The organism is Rhizobium sp. OAE497 (assembly GCF_040546565.1).
In the GTDB taxonomy this organism is placed as follows: domain Bacteria; phylum Pseudomonadota; class Alphaproteobacteria; order Rhizobiales; family Rhizobiaceae; genus Rhizobium.
Genome location: NZ_JBEPOA010000003.1, coordinates 196,945 through 215,451, shown reverse-complemented (window position 1 = coordinate 215,451; position 18,507 = coordinate 196,945). Strand labels below are relative to the sequence as shown.

General features: G+C 58.7%; 25 protein-coding genes. 10 read left to right on the top strand and 15 right to left on the bottom strand.

Features of this window, described 5'->3' with window-relative positions; genetic code table 11:
• The first annotated feature begins 2 nt into the window (after positions 1–2).
• The gene (locus ABIE40_RS27545) at positions 3–1,064 is read left to right on the top strand and encodes a sensor histidine kinase (RefSeq protein ID WP_354541186.1); all 1,062 of its coding nucleotides are present in this window, start codon (positions 3–5) and stop codon (positions 1,062–1,064) included.
• Positions 1,065–1,162: 98 nt separating this feature from the next.
• Positions 1,163–3,217, top strand: coding sequence for a response regulator (locus ABIE40_RS27540; protein WP_354541185.1), 2,055 nt, complete (start codon positions 1,163–1,165; stop codon positions 3,215–3,217).
• Positions 3,218–3,297: 80 nt separating this feature from the next.
• Here ABIE40_RS27540 and ABIE40_RS27535 read toward each other — a convergent pair whose 3' ends face one another.
• Positions 3,298–3,711 carry a BA14K family protein gene (locus ABIE40_RS27535; RefSeq protein ID WP_148194896.1) on the bottom strand — a complete coding sequence of 138 codons (414 nt, stop codon included), beginning with the start codon at positions 3,709–3,711 and terminating at the stop codon, positions 3,298–3,300.
• A gap of 152 nt (positions 3,712–3,863) precedes the next feature.
• The gene (locus ABIE40_RS27530) at positions 3,864–4,049 is read right to left on the bottom strand and encodes a hypothetical protein (RefSeq protein WP_112720395.1); all 186 of its coding nucleotides are present in this window, start codon (positions 4,047–4,049) and stop codon (positions 3,864–3,866) included.
• A 406-nt stretch (positions 4,050–4,455) separates the two neighbouring features.
• Between ABIE40_RS27530 and ABIE40_RS27525 the strand changes: the two genes are divergently transcribed.
• Positions 4,456–5,166, top strand: a complete 711-nt coding sequence (locus tag ABIE40_RS27525) for a Crp/Fnr family transcriptional regulator (protein WP_112720396.1) — start codon at positions 4,456–4,458, stop codon at positions 5,164–5,166.
• Here ABIE40_RS27525 and ABIE40_RS27520 read toward each other — a convergent pair.
• From ABIE40_RS27520 to ABIE40_RS27510, 3 genes are all read right to left on the bottom strand, one after another.
• The gene (locus ABIE40_RS27520; protein ID WP_112720397.1) at positions 5,163–5,396 is read right to left on the bottom strand and encodes a DUF6894 family protein; all 234 of its coding nucleotides are present in this window, start codon (positions 5,394–5,396) and stop codon (positions 5,163–5,165) included. The genes ABIE40_RS27525 and ABIE40_RS27520 overlap by 4 nt on opposite strands.
• A gap of 707 nt (positions 5,397–6,103) precedes the next feature.
• Positions 6,104–6,274, bottom strand: a complete 171-nt coding sequence (locus tag ABIE40_RS27515) for a hypothetical protein (RefSeq protein ID WP_165402771.1) — start codon at positions 6,272–6,274, stop codon at positions 6,104–6,106.
• An 81-nt stretch (positions 6,275–6,355) separates the two neighbouring features.
• Positions 6,356–6,610, bottom strand: coding sequence for a hypothetical protein (locus tag ABIE40_RS27510; protein ID WP_354541184.1), 255 nt, complete (start codon positions 6,608–6,610; stop codon positions 6,356–6,358).
• 165 nt (positions 6,611–6,775) lie between these two features.
• Here ABIE40_RS27510 and ABIE40_RS27505 point away from each other — a divergent pair, with 165 nt between their 5' ends.
• Positions 6,776–7,063, top strand: a complete 288-nt coding sequence (locus tag ABIE40_RS27505) for a hypothetical protein (RefSeq protein ID WP_112720398.1) — start codon at positions 6,776–6,778, stop codon at positions 7,061–7,063.
• A gap of 241 nt (positions 7,064–7,304) precedes the next feature.
• On the opposite strand, the gene ABIE40_RS27500 is transcribed toward ABIE40_RS27505, so the two are convergent.
• Positions 7,305–7,748, bottom strand: coding sequence for a PPC domain-containing DNA-binding protein (locus tag ABIE40_RS27500; RefSeq protein ID WP_148194894.1), 444 nt, complete (start codon positions 7,746–7,748; stop codon positions 7,305–7,307).
• Positions 7,749–8,098: 350 nt separating this feature from the next.
• Here ABIE40_RS27500 and ABIE40_RS27495 point away from each other — a divergent pair, with 350 nt between their 5' ends.
• Positions 8,099–8,638, top strand: coding sequence for a response regulator (locus ABIE40_RS27495; RefSeq protein WP_112720347.1), 540 nt, complete (start codon positions 8,099–8,101; stop codon positions 8,636–8,638).
• A 22-nt stretch (positions 8,639–8,660) separates the two neighbouring features.
• On the opposite strand, the gene ABIE40_RS27490 is transcribed toward ABIE40_RS27495, so the two are convergent.
• Positions 8,661–8,840 (bottom strand): hypothetical protein, encoded by a 180-nt coding sequence (locus tag ABIE40_RS27490; protein ID WP_112720348.1) that lies wholly within the window; start codon positions 8,838–8,840, stop codon positions 8,661–8,663.
• Between the two features lie 362 nt (positions 8,841–9,202).
• On the opposite strand from ABIE40_RS27490, the gene ABIE40_RS27485 reads away from it, so the two are divergent.
• Positions 9,203–9,562, top strand: coding sequence for a response regulator (locus tag ABIE40_RS27485; protein ID WP_112720349.1), 360 nt, complete (start codon positions 9,203–9,205; stop codon positions 9,560–9,562).
• A gap of 56 nt (positions 9,563–9,618) precedes the next feature.
• On the opposite strand, the gene ABIE40_RS27480 is transcribed toward ABIE40_RS27485, so the two are convergent.
• From ABIE40_RS27480 to ABIE40_RS27470, 3 genes are all read right to left on the bottom strand, one after another.
• Complete coding sequence (locus tag ABIE40_RS27480) at positions 9,619–10,020, bottom strand: response regulator (protein WP_112720350.1); 402 nt, start codon at positions 10,018–10,020, stop codon at positions 9,619–9,621.
• 88 nt (positions 10,021–10,108) lie between these two features.
• On the bottom strand, positions 10,109–10,405 hold the full coding sequence (locus ABIE40_RS27475; RefSeq protein WP_199630004.1) for a PRC-barrel domain-containing protein: 297 nt from the start codon (positions 10,403–10,405) through the stop codon (positions 10,109–10,111).
• Positions 10,406–10,925: 520 nt separating this feature from the next.
• Positions 10,926–11,144, bottom strand: coding sequence for a hypothetical protein (locus ABIE40_RS27470; protein WP_199630003.1), 219 nt, complete (start codon positions 11,142–11,144; stop codon positions 10,926–10,928).
• Positions 11,145–11,501: 357 nt separating this feature from the next.
• Between ABIE40_RS27470 and ABIE40_RS27465 the strand changes: the two genes are divergently transcribed.
• Positions 11,502–11,747 (top strand): DUF6894 family protein, encoded by a 246-nt coding sequence (locus tag ABIE40_RS27465; RefSeq protein WP_354541183.1) that lies wholly within the window; start codon positions 11,502–11,504, stop codon positions 11,745–11,747.
• Positions 11,748–12,395: 648 nt separating this feature from the next.
• On the opposite strand, the gene ABIE40_RS27460 is transcribed toward ABIE40_RS27465, so the two are convergent.
• The 3 genes from ABIE40_RS27460 to ABIE40_RS27450 all read right to left on the bottom strand — a co-directional run bounded on the left by ABIE40_RS27460 (position 12,396) and on the right by ABIE40_RS27450 (position 14,797).
• On the bottom strand, positions 12,396–13,211 hold the full coding sequence (locus ABIE40_RS27460) for a DUF1206 domain-containing protein (RefSeq protein ID WP_199630002.1): 816 nt from the start codon (positions 13,209–13,211) through the stop codon (positions 12,396–12,398).
• A 333-nt stretch (positions 13,212–13,544) separates the two neighbouring features.
• Positions 13,545–13,712, bottom strand: coding sequence for a hypothetical protein (locus ABIE40_RS27455; RefSeq protein WP_354541182.1), 168 nt, complete (start codon positions 13,710–13,712; stop codon positions 13,545–13,547).
• A gap of 170 nt (positions 13,713–13,882) precedes the next feature.
• Positions 13,883–14,797 (bottom strand): hypothetical protein, encoded by a 915-nt coding sequence (locus tag ABIE40_RS27450; RefSeq protein ID WP_199630000.1) that lies wholly within the window; start codon positions 14,795–14,797, stop codon positions 13,883–13,885.
• A gap of 393 nt (positions 14,798–15,190) precedes the next feature.
• On the opposite strand from ABIE40_RS27450, the gene ABIE40_RS27445 reads away from it, so the two are divergent.
• A complete protein-coding gene (locus ABIE40_RS27445) occupies positions 15,191–15,580 on the top strand; it encodes a response regulator (RefSeq protein ID WP_199629999.1) in 390 nt (129 codons plus the stop codon).
• A 4-nt stretch (positions 15,581–15,584) separates the two neighbouring features.
• Positions 15,585–15,962: a DUF4112 domain-containing protein gene (locus ABIE40_RS27440; protein ID WP_199629998.1), complete on the top strand. Its 378-nt coding sequence runs from the start codon at positions 15,585–15,587 to the stop codon at positions 15,960–15,962.
• Between the two features lie 21 nt (positions 15,963–15,983).
• Here the strand turns inward: ABIE40_RS27440 and ABIE40_RS27435 are convergent, their stop codons facing one another.
• Positions 15,984–17,297, bottom strand: coding sequence for a sensor histidine kinase (locus ABIE40_RS27435; RefSeq protein WP_354541181.1), 1,314 nt, complete (start codon positions 17,295–17,297; stop codon positions 15,984–15,986).
• Positions 17,298–17,668: 371 nt separating this feature from the next.
• Complete coding sequence (locus ABIE40_RS27430) at positions 17,669–17,929, bottom strand: hypothetical protein (protein WP_199629996.1); 261 nt, start codon at positions 17,927–17,929, stop codon at positions 17,669–17,671.
• 127 nt (positions 17,930–18,056) lie between these two features.
• Between ABIE40_RS27430 and ABIE40_RS27425 the strand changes: the two genes are divergently transcribed.
• Complete coding sequence (locus tag ABIE40_RS27425) at positions 18,057–18,497, top strand: Crp/Fnr family transcriptional regulator (protein ID WP_354541180.1); 441 nt, start codon at positions 18,057–18,059, stop codon at positions 18,495–18,497.
• The last annotated feature ends 10 nt before the right edge of the window (positions 18,498–18,507 follow it).

Sequence of the window (18,507 nt, the reverse complement as noted above, 5' to 3'; positions counted from 1 at the left end):
ACTTGTTGGCGCCCGTCCCATTTCTCCTCGTCGACGATCTTGAGGAAAATTTGCTTTCCCTAGAGGCGCTGCTGCGGCGCGACGACCTCCTGCTTCTCAAGGCCCGATCAGGCGACCAGGCGCTGGAGATCCTGCTGCAAAACGATGTAGCGCTGGCGCTGGTCGACGTGCAGATGCCGGGCCTTAACGGCTTCGAGCTCGCCGAGCTGATGCGTGGAAACGAAAGGACCCGGCGCATCCCGATTATCTTCGTGACCGCTGGTACGACAGACGGACAGCGCCGGTTTCGGGGCTACGAGGCCGGAGCGGTCGACTTTATCCAAAAGCCCATCGAGCCAGACATCCTGCGCAGCAAGGCCGAGGTTTTCGTCGAACTCTATCGTCAGCGACAACAGCTGGCAGCGCAAAGGGACGAGCTCGCCCTTCAGGCCGAGGCTCTCAGGCAAGCAGCCGGGCACAAGGACGTGCTGTTGCGGGAGATCAATCACCGGGTCAAGAACCTGTTCAGCATCACGGCCGGGCTGATCTCGCTCAGCGCCCGGTCGGCCACCAGCGCCGCCGACCTCGAGAGCGACCTCAGGTCGCGCATACAGGCACTTGCCAGCGCTCATGACCTGACGCTGCCCGAACTTGGAAGCGGCGACGGGATCAGCTGGGCTGATACAACCGTAAAGGCGCTCCTGGAAGCGATCGTTGCTCCCCATGAAAACAGGCAGAAAGCCAATATCGCGATCAGCGGAGCGGACGCTCCGCTGCGCGGTAACGCGCTGACCTCGCTCGCGCTCCTTCTCCATGAGCTGACGACGAATGCCGCCAAGTATGGCGCGCTTTCCACGCCCTCGGGACAGCTTTCGATCGACGTTTCTATGTCCGAGGGTGTCCTTCATCTCAGGTGGGTCGAGCAAGGCTCGCCCGAGATGACTGGTCCTACGGATCGGGAAGGCTTCGGGACGACGCTTGAAAGAGCCGCGCTCAAAGGTCTGAATGCGGCAATCGAGCGAAAATGGGGCGGCGACGGCGTTTCGATTTCACTCGAAATTCCTGCGTCAGGCCTGATAAAATAACTGGCAATGCAGCCGGCAGTCCGCAGTCTGCCCCCGCTTGCAAGTTTGGCTTGCTCGCATATGTCATAACCGTTGCCGAATAACATCTGGGAAATCGCTTGAACAAAGTCCGGCCAGCGCTCCTTCTCCTCAGCGCCTCCCTCATACCGGTCATCATCCTGGCCGCGGGAATGGAGTGGTTCTTCGTGACCGAGCAACGACGGTCGCTCGATGATGACGTCCGGTTGCGGGCCGACACGATCGCCGCGACGGTCCAGCGCGAGCTCAATACCCAGATACAGCTCCTGTCAGTGATCGCCGACTCGCCAAGGTTCGATCTTCCGGTTTCTCGCTCAAGCTTTGCAGAGACGGCGCGCCGGCTGCGTGAACGGGTGCCGGGATGGCAGCAGATCCGCGTATCCGACCAGGACGGTAATGTCGTTCTCTCGCTTCCGCCCCTGGATGCATCGGCGAGCCGGCGTATTGTTGATGTCGAGAGTTACGAAAGGCTACTCAAAAAGGGCGAGCCGGTCATTGGGAACGTCGTTGTCGGTCCGAAGGGCAGGGCAGCTTTCGCTATCCGGGTCCCTATCGAAAGAAGAGGCAAGCTTCAGGCTGTGCTTTCCGCGGTGATCGGCCCGCAGACCGTTACCGAGCTGCTGGCCGCGACCGGTCTTCCCGGCACCTGGCCGGCATGGATCGTCGATGGGCAAGACCGGCTGGTTGCCTCGACCGGCGCGCCCGCACTCTCAGGCAGGCCCGGCGACGAATTCGCACGTTTTACCGGCAGCAGCTTCGGCAACGCAGTGTTGGCGTCCGGGGGGACCCTCAGGGCTGCCGAGGCACGACTTGCAGAGACACCCTGGCGCGTGAGGGTCGGCATCCCCGCCGAAGAATATGATCGACTGGCCAACAAGGCCTGGATGCTGCTGATTGCTGGCGCATGCGTGACGCTGTTGCTGTCAGGCGCTGCAGCATTCCTGCTGCTGCGGGAAATCGATGCGCGAAATCGCGAACGCGAGAGCATGGCCAACTGGCAGCGAATGGACGCACTCGGCAAGCTTACGGGGCAGGCTGCTCATGACTTTAACAATCTCCTGATGGTCTTCCAGTCGGGGGTCGAAGGCATCAAGCGGCGCAGAGGCGACGAGCAGCGCGTTACGCTTTTGCTCGGCCACATGGCCGACGGCGTCACCAAAGGCAAGGCGATCACCCAACGCCTTTTGTCATTTTCCAGGCGATCCAACCAGGGTGCGACGCATGTCGAACTCGACGAGAAACTCGCTGCCATCAAACCGCTTCTTCGCCAGGCTCTTAATGACACGGTCACGCTGGATTTTGAACTCCATGATGACCTCTGGCCCGTTCACGTGGATCCGGCCGGGCTTGAGATTGCCCTTATCAACCTCCTGACCAATGCCAGGGAAGCGATGCGGGATGGAGGAAGGGTGACGATCTCGGCCAGGAATGTCGCCGAGGCCGGCCTGGAAGATGCGCGGCTCCGTGGCGCCTTCGTGGCGCTGACTGTCACAGACGCAGGCAAGGGCGTCGACGCGGCAAACCTGGTGCGGGTGTTCGAGCCCTTCTTCTCGACAAAGGAAAACGGCCAGGCCGGTCTCGGGCTCACTCAAGTTCATAGTTTCGCCTTGGCAGCCGGAGGCGCGGTCAAGGTCTCCAGCCTGCTCGGACATGGCAGCGCCTTCACACTCCTTCTGCCGAAATCCGATGCGCCAAAGACCTCCAGACAGATTAAGCCTTCATCGGCAGAACTCGCCAAAGTCATCCTGATTGTCGACGACACGCCCGCATCGCTTGAGTCGGTCCGTCTGGGGCTGGAAGGTCTCGTCGCGACGATCTTCACGGCCGGGCGAGGCGCTGAGGCGCTCGAAATCCTTGATCGCCATCCAGAAGTCGAAGCCATCGTCAGCGACATCATGATGCCGCAGATGTCCGGGATCGAGCTTGCCGAAACGATTGGACACAGCCATCCCCGCCTTCCTGTCGTGTTGATGACCGGTTACAGCGACAAGCTGGAATCAGGAGCCGAAGTGACGCGGCCGGTCGTCGCCAAACCGTTTCGGACCGAAGACCTGGCAGCAGCCCTGGCGGCGGAGCGATCAAGGATCGCCCAATCAGCCAACGTCGTCCGCTTGGACAGTGTGTTGAAAACGTAGCCAGAGAGCTCAGGGTTCAGGATCTCCTGCAGGCCCTGAGGCAAGAAAGGCCGCCTGGTGTCAGGCGGCCTCCTTTGGCACTAGTTGTACGGGGAAATGCATTCGGCGCGCACGCCAGCGCGCGGCACGTAGGTGTTGTCGGATGCACGATAGGTGCGGTAGCGCTCCGAGCACCACTGCACATGGCGGCTGGAACCTGCATAGGCTCGGGGCGCCGCGAGAGCGCCGCCGATGATTGCCCCGGCACCGAAAGCGGCAAGCGGGTACCAGAAACCGTCGCTATGGCGGCGATAGCCTCGGTGGTACGAGCGATAACCGCGATGTCCATTATACCATCCACGCCTCACGGGGCGGCGAAATTGGACGTCTTCTAGGTTGCTGATCTGTGTCTGCTTCACAACCGGAACCGGCATCGCCGCAGCGGGAAACATCGTCGTCACGGTCAGTGCGCCGCTGAGGGCAGCAAGTAGCAATGGTTTTGCAATTGTCTTCATTCTCGGATCCTTCAAAGGTCAACGAAAGGCGAACGGTCGTCGCCAGACGTTGTTCCCAGCACACGAAACTGTGAAAATGGCGAAAATGCCTGGGACGGCGATGATAAGGTGAGCAACACGGCAGACCTGAAAGCCGTCGATCGAGCGTGCGATTATCTGAATTTGGGTTCGCGCCGAGCGTTGTGAAGCAATTCGCTTGCAGTTGCAAAAGATCCGAACAGTTCCAACAGCCGCTGCCGCTCCCTGTCGTCGATGCGATGCCGGTCGCAAAATTCGGCGACGGACCAAACCCGCGTTAAAGCATCGCTGGTTACGTTCCTCGGCTCGACATATTCCATTCTGCACACTCCTGTAAGATACGGGCCCCGCCCCAGCGCGTCGACGACGGTGGAGAGACAGGCGTTTCTCGCGCAGATGTTGCAGTGCGGAAAATGATCAAGTGCCTGATCAGGATAATTTTTTGCCGTTTGGATGGGCACGTTCATTCTCCTGATTTGCCGCGCAAATTATTGGCTCCTTGCCTGGATTTGAGGCGCCCAGGTGAGGCCATCTGATGCTGTCGCTGCTTTGTGTGCGGCGGTCCCCGGGGGCAGCTGCAAACTTTCGTTGGCCCAATACCTCCCGGGGGCCCTTGGTTGGAGGGACTTCTCCGCGCCTTGCCGTTCGGCTGGCGAACCCCAATTTCTCCGGATGATAGACAGGATCGGCATCGTCAAACTGATGCCAACAATGAGACCGGCGGATATGGTAAAGCAAAGCGACCTGAGAAATAAAATGCTAAGGGCACTGACAGCAGAGGATTTCGGTCTGCTTGAACCTTATCTCGAACCCGTAAGACTGACGAGTGCATTCCGGATCGCCGAACCGCGCAAGACGCTAGAGCACGTCTATTTCCCCGAGAGCGGCATCGGCTCGGTGCTTGCCGTGGCCGCCACTGGAACCGCGACGGAAGCCGGGATGTTCGGGCGCGAGGGCTTTGTACCCACCGCGACAATTATCGGCGATAACGAGGTCCCCTATCTCATCGAAATGCATGTTGCCGGATCCGGCTACCGGATTCCCATCGACCACATGAGGAAGGCTACTCTCCAAAGCTCGACCTTGCAGATACCTTTCATCAAGTACATGCATGTGTTTGCCACGCAGGTATCCTACACCTCGCTTGCCAATGCGAAGTTTCGGCTGGAACAGAGGCTGGCGCGCTGGATCCTCATGTGTCACGACCGGCTACGCGCCGACGTCATGGAGATCACGCACGACTACATCGCGCTGCTGCTTGGCGTGCGAAGGCCGGGCGTCACAACCGGTCTTCACCTGCTGGAGGGACTTCACCTGATAAGATCAACGCGTGGTGCAATCGAAGTCCTTGATCGTGAAGGCCTCGAAGCCTATGCAGCAGGCTCCTACGGTATCCCCGAAGAAGAATTCGAACGTCTGATCGGCGAAGCAAGCTAGTCCAGTTTGAGGACGTCGCGAAACCACACGGTCGCAACGACTTCGTTTGCTTCGTCGGCGATCTCGTAACGCATGCCGTCGATGCGGTCGTCGTTAAGAACCAGTTCAGCCACCATTTCGCGCGCAGAACGAACCGCCTCCTGGTGAGCTGCGGCAACATCCGGAAAGTCGCTGCCTTCCTTGTCGATCTCGTCGAAAGCCTCTGATTTGACGTTGAAAAAGTAGCGCATGCCGGTCTCCTTTCGTGTGACAACGGCGATCGAAGGTACCGGTTCCACCATTTTCCTGCCGCGATCGTCTTGGCGCAGCTTCGGCACTACGATGAGTGCGATCTGCTTGGGTTTACTCCAGAAAGCCGGCGCGCATTAGTTCTTGTCAGCCATCCAAGTTCGACGCGTCGCCGTCAGTGGCGGGCTGACGGGTGTCGCCTCCTTTTTCCTCGGCGATAGGGTCAGCTTCGCCCGATATGCGGCGCGACGCCGTCTTTCGACTTGGTTTATCAGGTCTTCCTCGCCTCATTCCTCTAGAATGGCGCGGGCAAGCATGTTCTCGACCGCTTTCGGACCCGGTCATGAAAGATAATCTTACGGGCCCGGCGATTGAGCCCGTCCAGTTCCCGTTCCGGCACGTGGAAGTCGTCCGTCGGGCAGCAAGCAATGACGGAGTAGATGTATTGGTCGGATGTCCTGGATCTCGCGCGCAGTACAATTTTTCCTGTCGCAAGATCGAGCGACTTCATTCTCGCAGCGGGAATCCGCACCCGGAGTTCGAGGAGGACACTGAGGCGCGAACCACCGACCCCATGCTGAAAGATGGGATTGCTGCATAGTATTCGTCAGAAATCGGAACCGGGTCAGGAAGCCCGCCGTTCGATCTTGACAGGGCGGGTATCCGCCTCACAAGGTACCACTGGGACCGGGTTTTGCTCCCGTCGGCCTTATCGATCGGGCTTGCCAGCACTCAAGCCAGACTTGCCGATTGGCACGAGCTTTTCTTTCTCATCCGGCCGGGGCGCCATGCCGCGCTGCTCGCTTGATTCCTTGATCGGTGGCTCCAAGCCAGGGCTTGTTTCCGGCAGCTCTGCTTGCTTCTTGTTGTCTTCCGTCATCTCAAAACTCCCTTTCCACCGACGCAGGCGCGAGGCGGCGAACTCGCTCGTCCGTCGCTCCCGGCAGCGCAATTAAGCCTATCAGGCGCCGCGGGCCTGTTCGGAATGGCGGCCCTCTGCAAATTCTTCGACGATCTTCGCAACGACGCTGGCGATCTGATAGCTGCCATCGGGGACCGGATCGCTGTTGTTCGTCTGGCCCTTTCCCGTTTCGATGCCGATGACCGTTACGGCCGCACCTGCCGCCTCCACGGCCACCTTCGGCTTGACATATTCCGGCTCTTCCGTCCCGCGCGGCGCAATGAGAATGGCGATCTTCTTCCCGGCAAGGGTCATGGCTTCAGTTCCGTCTTTTGTGAGTTGTGACAGAAGTGTCGCAGCACTAACAAGCAAGCGGCTGCGATGTTCCGCAACCCTTCTGCCGACGCGCACTTGAGTGCATCTTTTTTTCCTGATGTGCGTTTACCGCCCGCGTCCATAAGAGGAACTACGAATTTGCTGGTGACGGAAGAGACATTCGCGACATTGGGGGTGGCGGAAAAGCAGGCGTTGTTGGAGCGGCTGGCGATCACATTGGAGCGAAATGCACGCTGGGCAGCCGATGAGGGGGACGATGGGCTCGAGACGGTTATGGCATCGGTCGGCAAAGCACTGTCCTCAGTCGCGAGTGATCTTGCCGTCAATGATCCTGAACTCGCGAAAGACGTGGTCACACGCGCTCTCGCCCTTATGACGACATTCCATGCGCTTCATCCAGACTATCCTGTCGGTCCGGCCTTTCAATCGTGAGTGACGGCGTCGACCGGTAAGAGTTCAGGCTTGCCGGCCGGCAACTGTCGATGCCGGAGCGGCCGTGCCGTCATCGGCGCAGCAATGTTCCTCCGCTCGAGCATAGTTTAAGCGCTTCGGATCGAAGTATCCGCGACGCGCCGGAAGCGGCCAGTTTGTTCAGATGGGCTGCGTGACCCTTGTCGTAGACAACGCAGGACAGGATCAAAAACCCCGCCGCCACGCTCCGCGGTCTTGTCACTCAAAGGTCGATCAAGGCGATCCCGAGGTCGTCGTGTTTGCGGCGGCGGAAACCGGTTGCGCTCTCGCGGATGACGATTTCGAATGTCGGATGAACGATACCGCTTATGAAATGACCGCCTTTGGTCGAACCGTCCTCGAAACCGAGAACGACGTGCAAATGCAGGCTTGCATGACCGTCGTCTCCGATCGCGATGTCGCCGATCGCGCTCAATACTTCCGCCTGCCGGTCGACCACAATCTCCTTGTACCTGCGTGTCGTGAAATCGAAAAAACCGAGGGTGGCGGAACTGAATGCTCCAATCGCGGTCAACGACGCCCCTGCGATGCGCTTATCTTCCGCAAAGCGAGTGATGGCCTGGAAAGCCTCGTCGCCATCGGCGACGACAGCAACCCAGTTGCGTTCGCTCCAGGGATTGGTATCGCCGAGATCCTTGCTTTTCATGATATCGTCTCCTTCATAGATCGGCCTTTGCCGAGTGTGGCATTAACCCTTGGCATCAGAAGGGAGTTCCAGCAGTGGGACGATCCGAGCAAAGCCAGAAACTGGGCGGCACATGCCACCGCGCCCTTCGAACGCAATTGCCTCATCGACCTTGGGCGCGAGGAAAGCGCAAGGTGGCTCTACGAAATGACGAAAGCGTTTTTGCATGGTCGCTTCCTGTCAGCTGAAGCGATCGATCCGGTCTGAAACCGTACGGAAGGCGCCAGTTCGGGAGAATTTGCGCTCGGCTATGGAACCAAGTTCACCCGCAATACGTTCGTTGCCCGCCGCAGACGGAGGGAGATCGATAAATGACCGGTAATCGAAGTGAGTGGATCGCCGCACGCGCCTATTCTCTATGGGAGCAGGCCGGCCGGCCTTTCGGGCAGGATGATCTCCATTGGCACCAGGCGGTGCTCGAACGCGAGCTTCTTGAGCATACCCAGGCATCGCCAGATGGTCGCGAAGTGCTTGATCGCGTGCGCGCGCCTGCCGCGATCGAGGACATGGCTGAGCGCAGTATCCTGGTCGTCGAGGACGAAAGCCGCCTGCGCTTCGATATTGTCGACTTCCTCGACCGCGCCGGTTACCGGACGCTTGAAGCTGCCAATGCCGACGAGGCGCTGGTGCTACTCAAGACCAACCAGATCGACACCCTCTACACCGATATAGATATGCCCGGCAGTATGGATGGCCTCGGCCTGGTTGCGCGGGTCCGGTCGCAATGGCCAGCGACCCGGGTTATCGTGACCTCAGGTCTCGTGAAGCTTTCGCACGACGATGTCGAGGCCGGCGTGACTTTTGTCGCTAAGCCGACGGCGGGACTGGAGTTGCTGAAGCTCATCGCCTGAACTCGGTGAAGACGAAAACTGCCTATTTCGCTTGCTGTGGTAGTGCTGTCGCTTCAGGAATGGTTTCGCCCGCCGACTGCACGGAAGGATTCGAAGGCCTGCCAGAGAGGGTAAAGATCACGCCAGCTATCAGGCCCAGTGAAAGAAGCGCGCCGAGATAAAGAAGCATTCCCCGCACGGCGGGCTTCGAAGATTCGGACATTTTTTTCTCCATTGAACAGACTGGCGCCTTCTGTCAGCCGGGCGCTGGTTGCGCCTGTGTCACGCGCAGCGTACCGGTCAAGCGCGGCGAATGTCAGTTACTGTTCGCTTTCGATGTGCAAGCTGTGCAAAGACGTTTTCGGCACTTTCTTGTCGCAACCGTGCATGGCCGCCACTCATCACAGTTCAAAGCTAACGAGATGGTGCCAGTTGGGTTCCACGCTTCCTGACGGACAATGCGGACGAGACCGTCGATCCGGTACGAAACCGTACCAACTGCCTGTTTTCAATCAAAAAACCGTGTGGTTTCGTGGTCATTTTCTAAACCCGACCTATTTGCTGGACTAATCGTAGGAGGGATCAATGCGTGTTTTGATTATCGAGGATGAGCCAATCATCGCTCTTGAGCTGGAGCGGATCGTTCGCGACGCCGGGCACGAAGTCATAGGATCGGTTGTCACGCTGGAACAGGCTCTTGCCCACGCTCCGCGCGCCGAGGCGGCGCTTGTCGATCTCGGCCTGGCGGACGGTGCCAGCGGCTCAGCTCTTGGCCGGCGGCTTATGGACCGCTTTCATATCAAGGTCATCTTCGTGACTGGCAGCCCTAAAGAAGTGGGAAGCGGATTATCCGGCTGTATCGATATCGTTGCCAAGCCGTTCAGCGACGCGCGAATTTCTGCGAGCCTCAGAAAGGCCGCCGTTTCCGGTCCCGTTGCGGCCTAGCAGGCGTCATGAACCATTTGTGGTGCGGTGCGATGGTGCAAATGACTGGATTTGGATCACGCGTGGAACCGAACAAGGCCTCTGGGAACGGAGGTATTGTCCTTGCCGCTGCGACGATCCGCAGCATAGCGGATCGCATCGCCGAGATCCCTGTCGGGCACCGGCTTTTGCATTACACCGATCGCGCCCGGCACGCCGCCACGTAGCGCGCCGGGGTCACTTGTCATGAACAGGACGGTGACGTTCGCATCGACGAGCGTCTTTCCGAGAATTGGTCCGGTCGGGCCATCCTCCAGGTTGACATCGACGAGCGCCAACTCCGCATCATGAGACAGCATCAGTGCCTGGTACATGTTGCTGGCGATGCCGATCGTGCGGTGTCCAAGCTCTTCGACCGTATCCTGAAGATTGAGGGCAATCAGCGGCTGGTCTTCGACAATAAGCACGTTGTAAGCCATGTCGCACTCCCTTCAAGCACATAGGGCTCTCATCGGCTGCACAGCTACCGCGCCGACCCTGCGGCCAGCATGTCGGCGCGTCCGCCCGTCAATCTCGGTGCTCAGGCATCTCTTTCAGCTGATCCTTCGTCCAGGCGGTGAGGGCGTGCACGTCGCCGTCCTCGTCACGCATGAATTCGAGATCACCGACCGGCACCGACACCGGCTTGGCGCCTATTCCAAGGAAACCACCCACATCGATGACAACGTTGGTCGCCGTGCCGCTTCCGTGAACATGATCAACCTTGCCGATCTTGTGATCGTCGGCGCCATAAACGGTAGCGCCTTCAAGAACAGCTGGTGTTAGCTCGTCGGCGGTCAGCCGGACATGATTTGTATGGTCCATTGTTGCATCTCCTTAAGTTGCTTTGAATGAACCCTTATCGCTTCGGCTTTGTTCCATGGCAAATCGAGGCAGGCTAAAAGCGGTTTTCGGCACTCATCAGGGCAATGCGTTTTCTGTAACGTTGAGCTCGGACGGTTCTTAATCCTGGGAGTGTCCTGGCTGTTGCTCAGCGGCTGCTGGCAACAAAAACATGTTCCGCGTGGCTTGGACCAGGTGGACATTGTCATCGATGAAAATGGAAGGCTCAGCCCCAGCAAGGACATATGAGGCGCAGTTCAGATTATCTGAAATTCACAAGCGCCGCGTTGTCGGACCCGTCCACCGTTGGCCGCAATGAAGGAGCGCCACGACCATCAGCTACCTAGGCGTAGGGTGACATCACCGGCCCGCCAGACGACTGGACAGGACCCATTTGTGATGATCTGGCCTCTCGTAAATGCTGACGGGTCAGACAAACGGCCTTTTCCCTAAAGACGCCTGATACAGCCGCCGCCGATCGACAACCGATTAATGACAGTCCCTAGTCCTGTTCGCGCGTTCCAGACGCCGCCTCGCGTTCCTCATGATCTTCGAGGTCTGATGTTACGATGAGACCGTCGGAGCGCTGACGCACAGCCTCACGCATGGCCTTGAACTTAAACCCGTCGTCGCCGCGGTCGGCTGGCTGACCTCCGGTATTGCCGTCGATGATATCCTCGCCGTCGACGTCAAGCGAACCTTGATTTTTTCGGTCTGTCATTGATAGCGCCTTTCAATTTATCTGCCTTGGGACCCGGGAGCCTTCTACCGCTCTATCCGGGACTGAGACGTAGAGCGGCCGGACATGGTTGTCCTCCGCGAGGCGAGCTGTCTCAAACCGGTGGCCTTTGCCTATCGTGCTGACTGGCCGCTGGCCGCTCATCATCGCGGGTATCTCCGCTAGGGGCTTGAGGAGACATGTTCCTCATCACCGAGCTCGCGTTCGACACCTGTCTTAACTCCGCCATCTCCCGAGGGTTCCCACTTCGATGGGCCAAATTGAAGTCACGGGCGCCGCCAGGGGACGTTCCCGGAACAAATCCCGCGCACCGACGGTTATGGAAACGAGCTCCCGAGAATGGTGAACATGCCCCGATTTTTCTTCAACATCCGCAACGGTGACGATTATATCGCCGATCCCGATGGCACCGAGCTCGCAGATCTCGACGCCGCGGTCGAGGAAGCCTTGACAGGCGCTCGCGAACTCCTGAGTGAAATTGTAAGGCTCGGCAAGCTTGTCGATGGACAAAGCTTCGAGATCACCGACGAAACGGGAGCTGTGGTGCGGGTCGTGCCCTTTAAAGATGCGGTCAGGTTTTCCTGATCCTGCTCCATTCAAGCTCTTAGCGACTTTCTCAGCCTGTCTTTGACGTCTTCCCCTATCGGGGAGGCGAAGATCCAACCCGATTCAGTCAACTCGGTCGTTCACGTTGTTGCCGAAATTATCAGGCTGTTGCCCTCACGATTGTTGGCTCGACATTGCAAAACGGCAGGAAAATCGGCGATAAATCGTCAAGCCCACGCCCGCTGGATTTCAAAGACACTCCATTCCCCATGCGGCAGGACCGAGCAGGGCCGATCTGCTTCAGTCTTGAAGGGAGGTACGGAGGGAAGGCACTGCGGACCGCCGGTCGACAACGGTTTGTACGATTTCAACCAGCTGTGAGTTTTGGCCGCAAACCGCTTGTGCGCCTTGAACTTTCGCCTATCGTGGACCTTGGCGATCTGACGCCGATGAGGGGAACATGAATACCACCTGTTGGCCCAAGGCGCCTCTGGTCGAGGAGGATGTCGACTGTATCGATCGCGTCCTGCGCGGTTGGTGCGCGCGCCGTGGCTTGGCAATCACCGATGACGCGAGCAGCCTTAAGGCCCGAGAGCTCATCGGATGGTATGAGTTTGGCATTCGCAGTCCGGCCGAGCTTGCGCGTCTAATCGAAGATGACGGGCTATAGCTCATACCCTTTTTTGCTCAGCGAGTGCTCGGGATCGACTTCGTCACGTCCTTAAGCGATGGGCTGCGCACGATCCGGTAGCGCGCCTCGATCAAATTGTAGATGCCGAATGCGGCCAGACCGATTGCGACTGCCGCATAAAGGATGCCGCCGAACGGAAGGTGGCGGACCCATTCGAGGGCGTCGGCCATGCTCCCCGCTTCATCAGGATTAACATGGATGCCAGCGAAAACGAACAGCACGCCTGTGACCGCAAAGACTGCGCCACGTGCGAGCAGACCATAGATACAAATCCATGAAGCTGCAGACCGTTCGTCCAGCCTGATGTAACGCCTGAACTTTCCGGTGACACCCTTGAGCGCGGTCATGCCCCCGCCAACAATGAAACCGACGCCGACGGCGATCGCCAGGTAGGAGCCGAATGGCTGCGACATGATCCATCCCGCTAAACCCTTTTCTCCAGAACCTCCACTCGTGCCGCCGACCGCAAAGGCGTGACCGAGTGCATAGGCAGCAAGACCGATATAGGTTATCGCACTGCCAAACAGGGCTGAGCGAATGATCATTGCCTTTACGTCGCGCCCATGCCGATCCGCATCGGCCAGGGATTGTGCGAGTCGCCATGCGACAAAGCCCAGCAATCCAATCCCGATAAGGCCGACCCACACGCGGCCAAAAGGTTGCTGCAGCAGCGTTGAGAGTGCTGATTTCGTCTCAGGAGTGCCGCCGGTGAGACCCGAAAACAGCGCCAGTCCCGCGACAAGAAGGAAGACGAGGCCCCGCGCCGCATAGCCGGCTTTCGCCAGAAGCGCGAACCGGACGTGATTTTTCATTTTTGTTTGCTCCTGGCTTACAAATGCTGTCACGTCATAACGCGCAACGGCATCATGAGTTCGGTCGCGCTTTTTCCACCAGAGCTTCTCCGCAACGACTGCAGCGTCTGGGGCTTACCGTTCGCGGTCTACGGCCTATCCAGGTTCTACAGAAAGCGGGAGCACCAATTGAGCGACGACGACGTGCGTCAGACTTTGATCGAGGGCGGCGAGGCAGGGGCGCGAATATGTCGACAGCCCCGCTTGGCCCGATTGCTGCCTGGCCGCGCTGTCTTGGATGCCGCACTTCGCGCAACGATGCAGGCAGTTTCATCCAGACGGGACACATGATGATCAGATGGCTTTTGCAAAGCGCGACCGGTAGCCCAGCCCTTTTTTCGTCAGCTTGAACCGCGCAGCTTTAACGTCGTCGTTCCATTGGACGAGGCCCAGTTCGACAGCTCGCAGGCCGGTTTTCAGCCCAACGCCACTCGGCGGCGAGATGTACTCTGTCTGGCTCAATCCTTCCAATAGGATCAGAAGTCTGGAATTTTTTATCGGTGGCATGATGGCACGACAACTCCGCCTTGCATGCGCCTATGCTACACCAAGATAAGACGACGGAGGGTGTCTGTACGCTTGATAACAAAAAGCCGGCAGCGCGTGAGCGCTGCCGGCTTTTCAATGCGCACTCAGACGAGAGGGCCTCGCGTTGTGCGCACTAAATCCTCTTCGTCGTCACGCTGGCGGCCACCAAGTGCTGCCGCAGCCGATGCGATGAAGGCGCCGACTAGCAGCGAAATCGTTCCCACAAGAGCGGTTGTTGCCGCGCTCTTTCGCGCTTTGTCGAGGGCAGCCTGCGCGGCAACCTTCGCATCTTCGATCTCTTTGAGCACCGTATCAACCCGGTTGCGCGCATCCTGTTCGGACAAGCCGGTACGTGCGGCAACGAGGCTTGCGATATAGGCCTTGTCGTTATCGGAAACCGATCCCTTCGCGGCGCTCTGCATCAAGATGCGCGAGATTTCCGCTGTCGCCGCCGCGTTGTCCTCTTTTGCCCTGGCACCGGCCTCGGCCGGGCGAAGAAGAGCATCAGTGAAATAACCCGTCGACAGATCGCTGGTGGATGCGGCGGATGCTGCAGGCGCGGCCGCCGCGATCCCGGCGCCGGTCGCAACAGAACCGGCTGCGCTTGCGCCAGCGCCCGCAAGCGATGCGAGAGAAGAAGCAAGGAATCCGGCAACGAAGATCGTCGCCAGTGCCCAACTGAGGAAGCCGTGCGCTGTATCGCGGAAGAAGACCTCGTCGGTATGGACCACAGCCCACTTCGTACGCAGGCGCCCCGTTAGATATCCGCCAAGGGCCGAAGAGAGCCACTGCACGACGACCAGCCAGATCGCTGCGGAAATCCCAACGGTCGCGGCCGAGCTGCTCTCGCCCGACCACGGAGACACCATGGTCAGGCCCATCCCTGTACCGAGCAGAAGAAGCATCAGCGTCACGCCGATCGACGCGACCGTCCCACCGATAATTGAACCCCAGGAGATCGCTGATTTTGCCGATTCGACCGGAACGAGCCCGGTGCCGGTTTCGGAGCCAAGAGCCATCAGCCGCTCCTATCGCATGAACAGTACGAGAAGAATAACGATTGGCAGGGGGATCCCAAGCAACCAGAGCAATAGTCCACGACCCATTTTAAAACCTCCTGAAAGAATGACTAACGGGGTCGTAACTTCGCAAAGCGTTGTTTGTTCCAACCGCGACTTGGAAGATCACAGTTCAAGGTTACGTCAGACAAGCGCCAGCCCACAGTTGAATGCCGAGTGGGGGCCAAAAGCGCGCCATTGCCGCCCTCGTGCCGCCAACGGTCGGGATCTGCGGGCGTCGTCAACCAATTAACAATATAACGGACATCCCCTTCGACCGCTGAAATCGCTCATGAGCTGGAACTAAAGTATCCGGCTTAACGTTAATGTGCGATCTTAGAAGGGCGCACTTTCATGAACGTTATGATCGTCGAAGACGAAATCATCCTTGCTTTGAACCTCGAAGACGACGTCCACCATGCCGGACATCGCTCCGTCGGGTTTGCTGCATCATATGATGATGCTCTCGCGCTCGCTCCAAAGGCGGATGTCGCTTTCGCCGATGTTCGGCTGCGTGACGGGGTAGAGGGTCCCAAAATTGCGCGCCGCCTTATCGACGAGTTCGGCGTGAATGTCGTGTTTCTGACCGGCAATCCCGAAGCGGTTGAGGGATTTCGCGGCTCGCTTGGTGTACTCGCCAAACCCCTTCGAAACAACGATGTAGCCGCAGTGTTGCGCTATATCAGTGCCAAAACTCAAGGTGAGGACATTCCTGCACCGCAGCGGCTGACAATGGCAGCCTGAGCCGATGAGTTCTAGGCACGCCTCGGGGCCGACGCCAGCAGAGGAAGTGCGGATCCGTCGTGCAATGCGCCTCGCAAACCTCATGGACACCGCTGTTGGCATTCCTGGCCTTGGGATAAGGTTCGGCGCCGACGCGATACTCGGTCTGATCCCGGGCATTGGCGATATTGCCGGCTCGCTGGTTGGGCTGGTGATCATCAACGAGGCGCGACAGCTAGGCCTTCCGCGCGAAAAGCTCGTCAAAATGTTTGTCAATCTCGGGCTTGATGCGGCGTCGGGCACCATCCCGATTGCAGGCGACTTCTTCGATGTCTATTTCAAATCCCACCGGCGTAACGCCCGCATCATCCTCGACCATTTCGGGATCGACCGACAGTCCTGACGATGACGCTGCGCGTCGCCGCTATCCGAGTGAGATTTCCGCGATAAAGACCGTTCCGCCGGCCTGCTCATAGCGATATTCCCCGCTCATCTGCGAAACAAATGACTTGATCAGCCGGGTTCCCATCCCTGACCTGGCGCCTGCCGGCACATAGCCGATGCCGTCATCGCTCACCTCCAGTCTGACCCGCCCGGTAGACAGTTTTTGAAGCCGAACCTCGATGCGGCCATCTTGGCGCGTATCGAAAGCATACTTCATTGCATTGGTCAGGAGTTCGTTAAGGAGAAGCGCGAACGGTGTTGCCTTGTCCGCATCGATCTCGATATCGTCGATCTCGAAATTAAGTGCTATGTCGCGATCATGGAGGTCAACGAGGGTTCTGACGAGGTTTGGTATGAAATCGCGTGCTTGGACACTTCGAAACTGATCGAAGCCATACATCTGCTCATGGACAGCTGACATGGCAATGATACGCTCGTGCAGCCGTTGGACTGTCTCCTGCTTGAGGCCCTGAAGCCGGATCAAAGCCATCACGGTCTGGAGATTGTTCTTCACCCGGTGGTGAATCTCGCGCATCAGCACCTTGTTGGTGCGCACTGCCTGTGCGAGCTCGGTGGTGCGTTGTGCTTCGGCCTTGGCGAGACTGAGGATCTTCAAGGCGCCGGTCGTGGCTGCGGCAAGCGCAAGCAGAAGAACTGTCGCCGCTGTCAGCACGTCACGCCAGAACGGCCACATGATGGCTGACACTTCTGCCGAGGCGATTGCCACGAAGGGCGTGCGCTCGACGATCCGGTAGCCGACGAGCCTGGTGACACCGTCGACGGGCGATGCCGATATGTAGGTGCCCGCCGTTGCCTTTCGCATATAGTCTGTAAACAGCACATAGTTACCGAGATCGACCGCATCCTTTGCTTCGGGATGCCTGGCGATCAGCTTCCCGTCACGTCGGATGAAACTGACCGTTGAACCTTTTCCGAGGGATGCGGCATCCCATATCGCCCTCAGCATCCCGGCATCGAAGGCAAGCACGGCAACTCCTGCGAAAATCCGGTTACGCTCGATCCTTGTTGCCGACAGGAACACATGACGGTTCGTGCCTCGAAGCATTGTCAAAGCGGAAGTGTAATCCTCCGCCCCATTCGACAATCGCTTGAAGAAAAGCTGATCGGCGATGTCGGAAGGGCTGTTCTCGCGATCGTTGGAGTAAATCACGTGGCCGTCGGGCGCAATGACGTATGCCGTTGCGGTGACAGGCAATCCGGCTGTCGCCTGGTTGAGATGCTTGATGCCGGTAGCGTCGAGCGGCTGGGAAGCGTCACCCACCGCATCGTCCATGCGATAGAGCGTCTGGCGAGCGAGCGAATTGATCCAGATCGCGTTTGCAGCGACGATCTTGGTTGTCGCCGTGACCTGTTCTTCACCGCGTGTGACGGCCGACCAGTAGCTCGAATGGAGCCACAGGGAAAGGACGACCGCCAATCCGCAGAACATCGCCGCAATCGCGCCGACCGCTGCCTTTCCAACTATCGTGGAATCGCGTTGGGTTCGCATTCAATCCCCGCCGAACGGTAGATTTCATTTCTCTGATAGCAGGCTATAGGAGTCAATGTCTGCCAGAAGACAAACACGCGAAAGGCTGCGATTGATCGGCCGGACGGGCACTGGAAGGCGAACGGTCCTGGTCGATTGCCCTCCTGACAGTCGGGTCAGCGCCGTGTCGTAGTCCGGCGAAGGGCGCGTTCAGCCTGAGCGATCGCCTCCTCTATACTGGCCGAGGTCCCAGTCGGCGGCAGGGTGCCAACGCCGTGACCAACGCTCAGACGCCAACCCCACGGAGCCTTGCTGGTCAGGTTGCTGCCGTCGCAGGCCAGAACCCCGATATACATACCCTCGTGCGCGAGGTTGAAGACATTTGGATTATCCGAGGGCACAACTTCCAGACCCGGTGTCAGCGCGGTCTCGCTCATCTGCCGAACTCCCTTCAAGAAAATCTGCCGAACAGTTTCCAAGGTAGAAAGTTCCGGCCTTGGTGAGTTCGCCGCGCTGGAACTCGCGCTTTGTGCCGACGTTCGGGAGGCAAAGGGAGATCGGCCAATGGACACATCCACCGAGGCAGTCGAACGCAACGGCCTGCTTTCTGCTATCGCAAAAGACGCGATGTCTGCGCTACGGCCTCTTCTTGAACCTGTCGTCCTTGCAAAGAATTCGATGCTCTCGACCAGTGGGAAGGTTCCGGAATTCTGTTACTTTCTGGAGGGTGGTATAGCCTCGATCATCATGACGACGTCGGAGGGCCGGTCTTGCGAGGTGGGCATTGTCGGACGGGAGGGGGCAGCGCCAATTGCTGGATTGCTGACGGGGCAAAGCGCGCCGTTCGATGCCGTCATGCAAGTCGAGGGATATGGCCTGCGGGCCCGCACAAAGAATTTCCGGCCCGTCCTGCTAGCCCACCCGGCAGTAAGCGAGATCATGTACCGGTATGCCCAGAGCTTCCTGGTGCAGACAGCTTCGACGGCCTTGGCAAACGCCAGCTAATCCGTCGAAG

Coding starts and splice junctions, on each gene's coding strand:
- ABIE40_RS27535 (WP_148194896.1), bottom strand. CDS start 3,711: ATGAAGACAATTGCAAAACCATTGCTACTTGCTGCCCTCAGCGGCGCA.
- ABIE40_RS27530 (WP_112720395.1), bottom strand. CDS start 4,049: ATGGAATATGTCGAGCCGAGGAACGTAACCAGCGATGCTTTAACGCGG.
- ABIE40_RS27525 (WP_112720396.1), top strand. CDS start 4,456: ATGGTAAAGCAAAGCGACCTGAGAAATAAAATGCTAAGGGCACTGACA.
- ABIE40_RS27520 (WP_112720397.1), bottom strand. CDS start 5,396: ATGCGCTACTTTTTCAACGTCAAATCAGAGGCTTTCGACGAGATCGAC.
- ABIE40_RS27515 (WP_165402771.1), bottom strand. CDS start 6,274: ATGACGGAAGACAACAAGAAGCAAGCAGAGCTGCCGGAAACAAGCCCT.
- ABIE40_RS27510 (WP_354541184.1), bottom strand. CDS start 6,610: ATGACCCTTGCCGGGAAGAAGATCGCCATTCTCATTGCGCCGCGCGGG.
- ABIE40_RS27500 (WP_148194894.1), bottom strand. CDS start 7,748: ATGAAAAGCAAGGATCTCGGCGATACCAATCCCTGGAGCGAACGCAAC.
- ABIE40_RS27495 (WP_112720347.1), top strand. CDS start 8,099: ATGACCGGTAATCGAAGTGAGTGGATCGCCGCACGCGCCTATTCTCTA.
- ABIE40_RS27490 (WP_112720348.1), bottom strand. CDS start 8,840: ATGTCCGAATCTTCGAAGCCCGCCGTGCGGGGAATGCTTCTTTATCTC.
- ABIE40_RS27485 (WP_112720349.1), top strand. CDS start 9,203: ATGCGTGTTTTGATTATCGAGGATGAGCCAATCATCGCTCTTGAGCTG.
- ABIE40_RS27480 (WP_112720350.1), bottom strand. CDS start 10,020: ATGGCTTACAACGTGCTTATTGTCGAAGACCAGCCGCTGATTGCCCTC.
- ABIE40_RS27475 (WP_199630004.1), bottom strand. CDS start 10,405: ATGGACCATACAAATCATGTCCGGCTGACCGCCGACGAGCTAACACCA.
- ABIE40_RS27470 (WP_199630003.1), bottom strand. CDS start 11,144: ATGACAGACCGAAAAAATCAAGGTTCGCTTGACGTCGACGGCGAGGAT.
- ABIE40_RS27465 (WP_354541183.1), top strand. CDS start 11,502: ATGGTGAACATGCCCCGATTTTTCTTCAACATCCGCAACGGTGACGAT.
- ABIE40_RS27460 (WP_199630002.1), bottom strand. CDS start 13,211: ATGAAAAATCACGTCCGGTTCGCGCTTCTGGCGAAAGCCGGCTATGCG.
- ABIE40_RS27450 (WP_199630000.1), bottom strand. CDS start 14,797: ATGGCTCTTGGCTCCGAAACCGGCACCGGGCTCGTTCCGGTCGAATCG.
- ABIE40_RS27445 (WP_199629999.1), top strand. CDS start 15,191: ATGAACGTTATGATCGTCGAAGACGAAATCATCCTTGCTTTGAACCTC.
- ABIE40_RS27440 (WP_199629998.1), top strand. CDS start 15,585: ATGAGTTCTAGGCACGCCTCGGGGCCGACGCCAGCAGAGGAAGTGCGG.
- ABIE40_RS27435 (WP_354541181.1), bottom strand. CDS start 17,297: ATGGACGATGCGGTGGGTGACGCTTCCCAGCCGCTCGACGCTACCGGC.
- ABIE40_RS27430 (WP_199629996.1), bottom strand. CDS start 17,929: ATGAGCGAGACCGCGCTGACACCGGGTCTGGAAGTTGTGCCCTCGGAT.
- ABIE40_RS27425 (WP_354541180.1), top strand. CDS start 18,057: ATGGACACATCCACCGAGGCAGTCGAACGCAACGGCCTGCTTTCTGCT.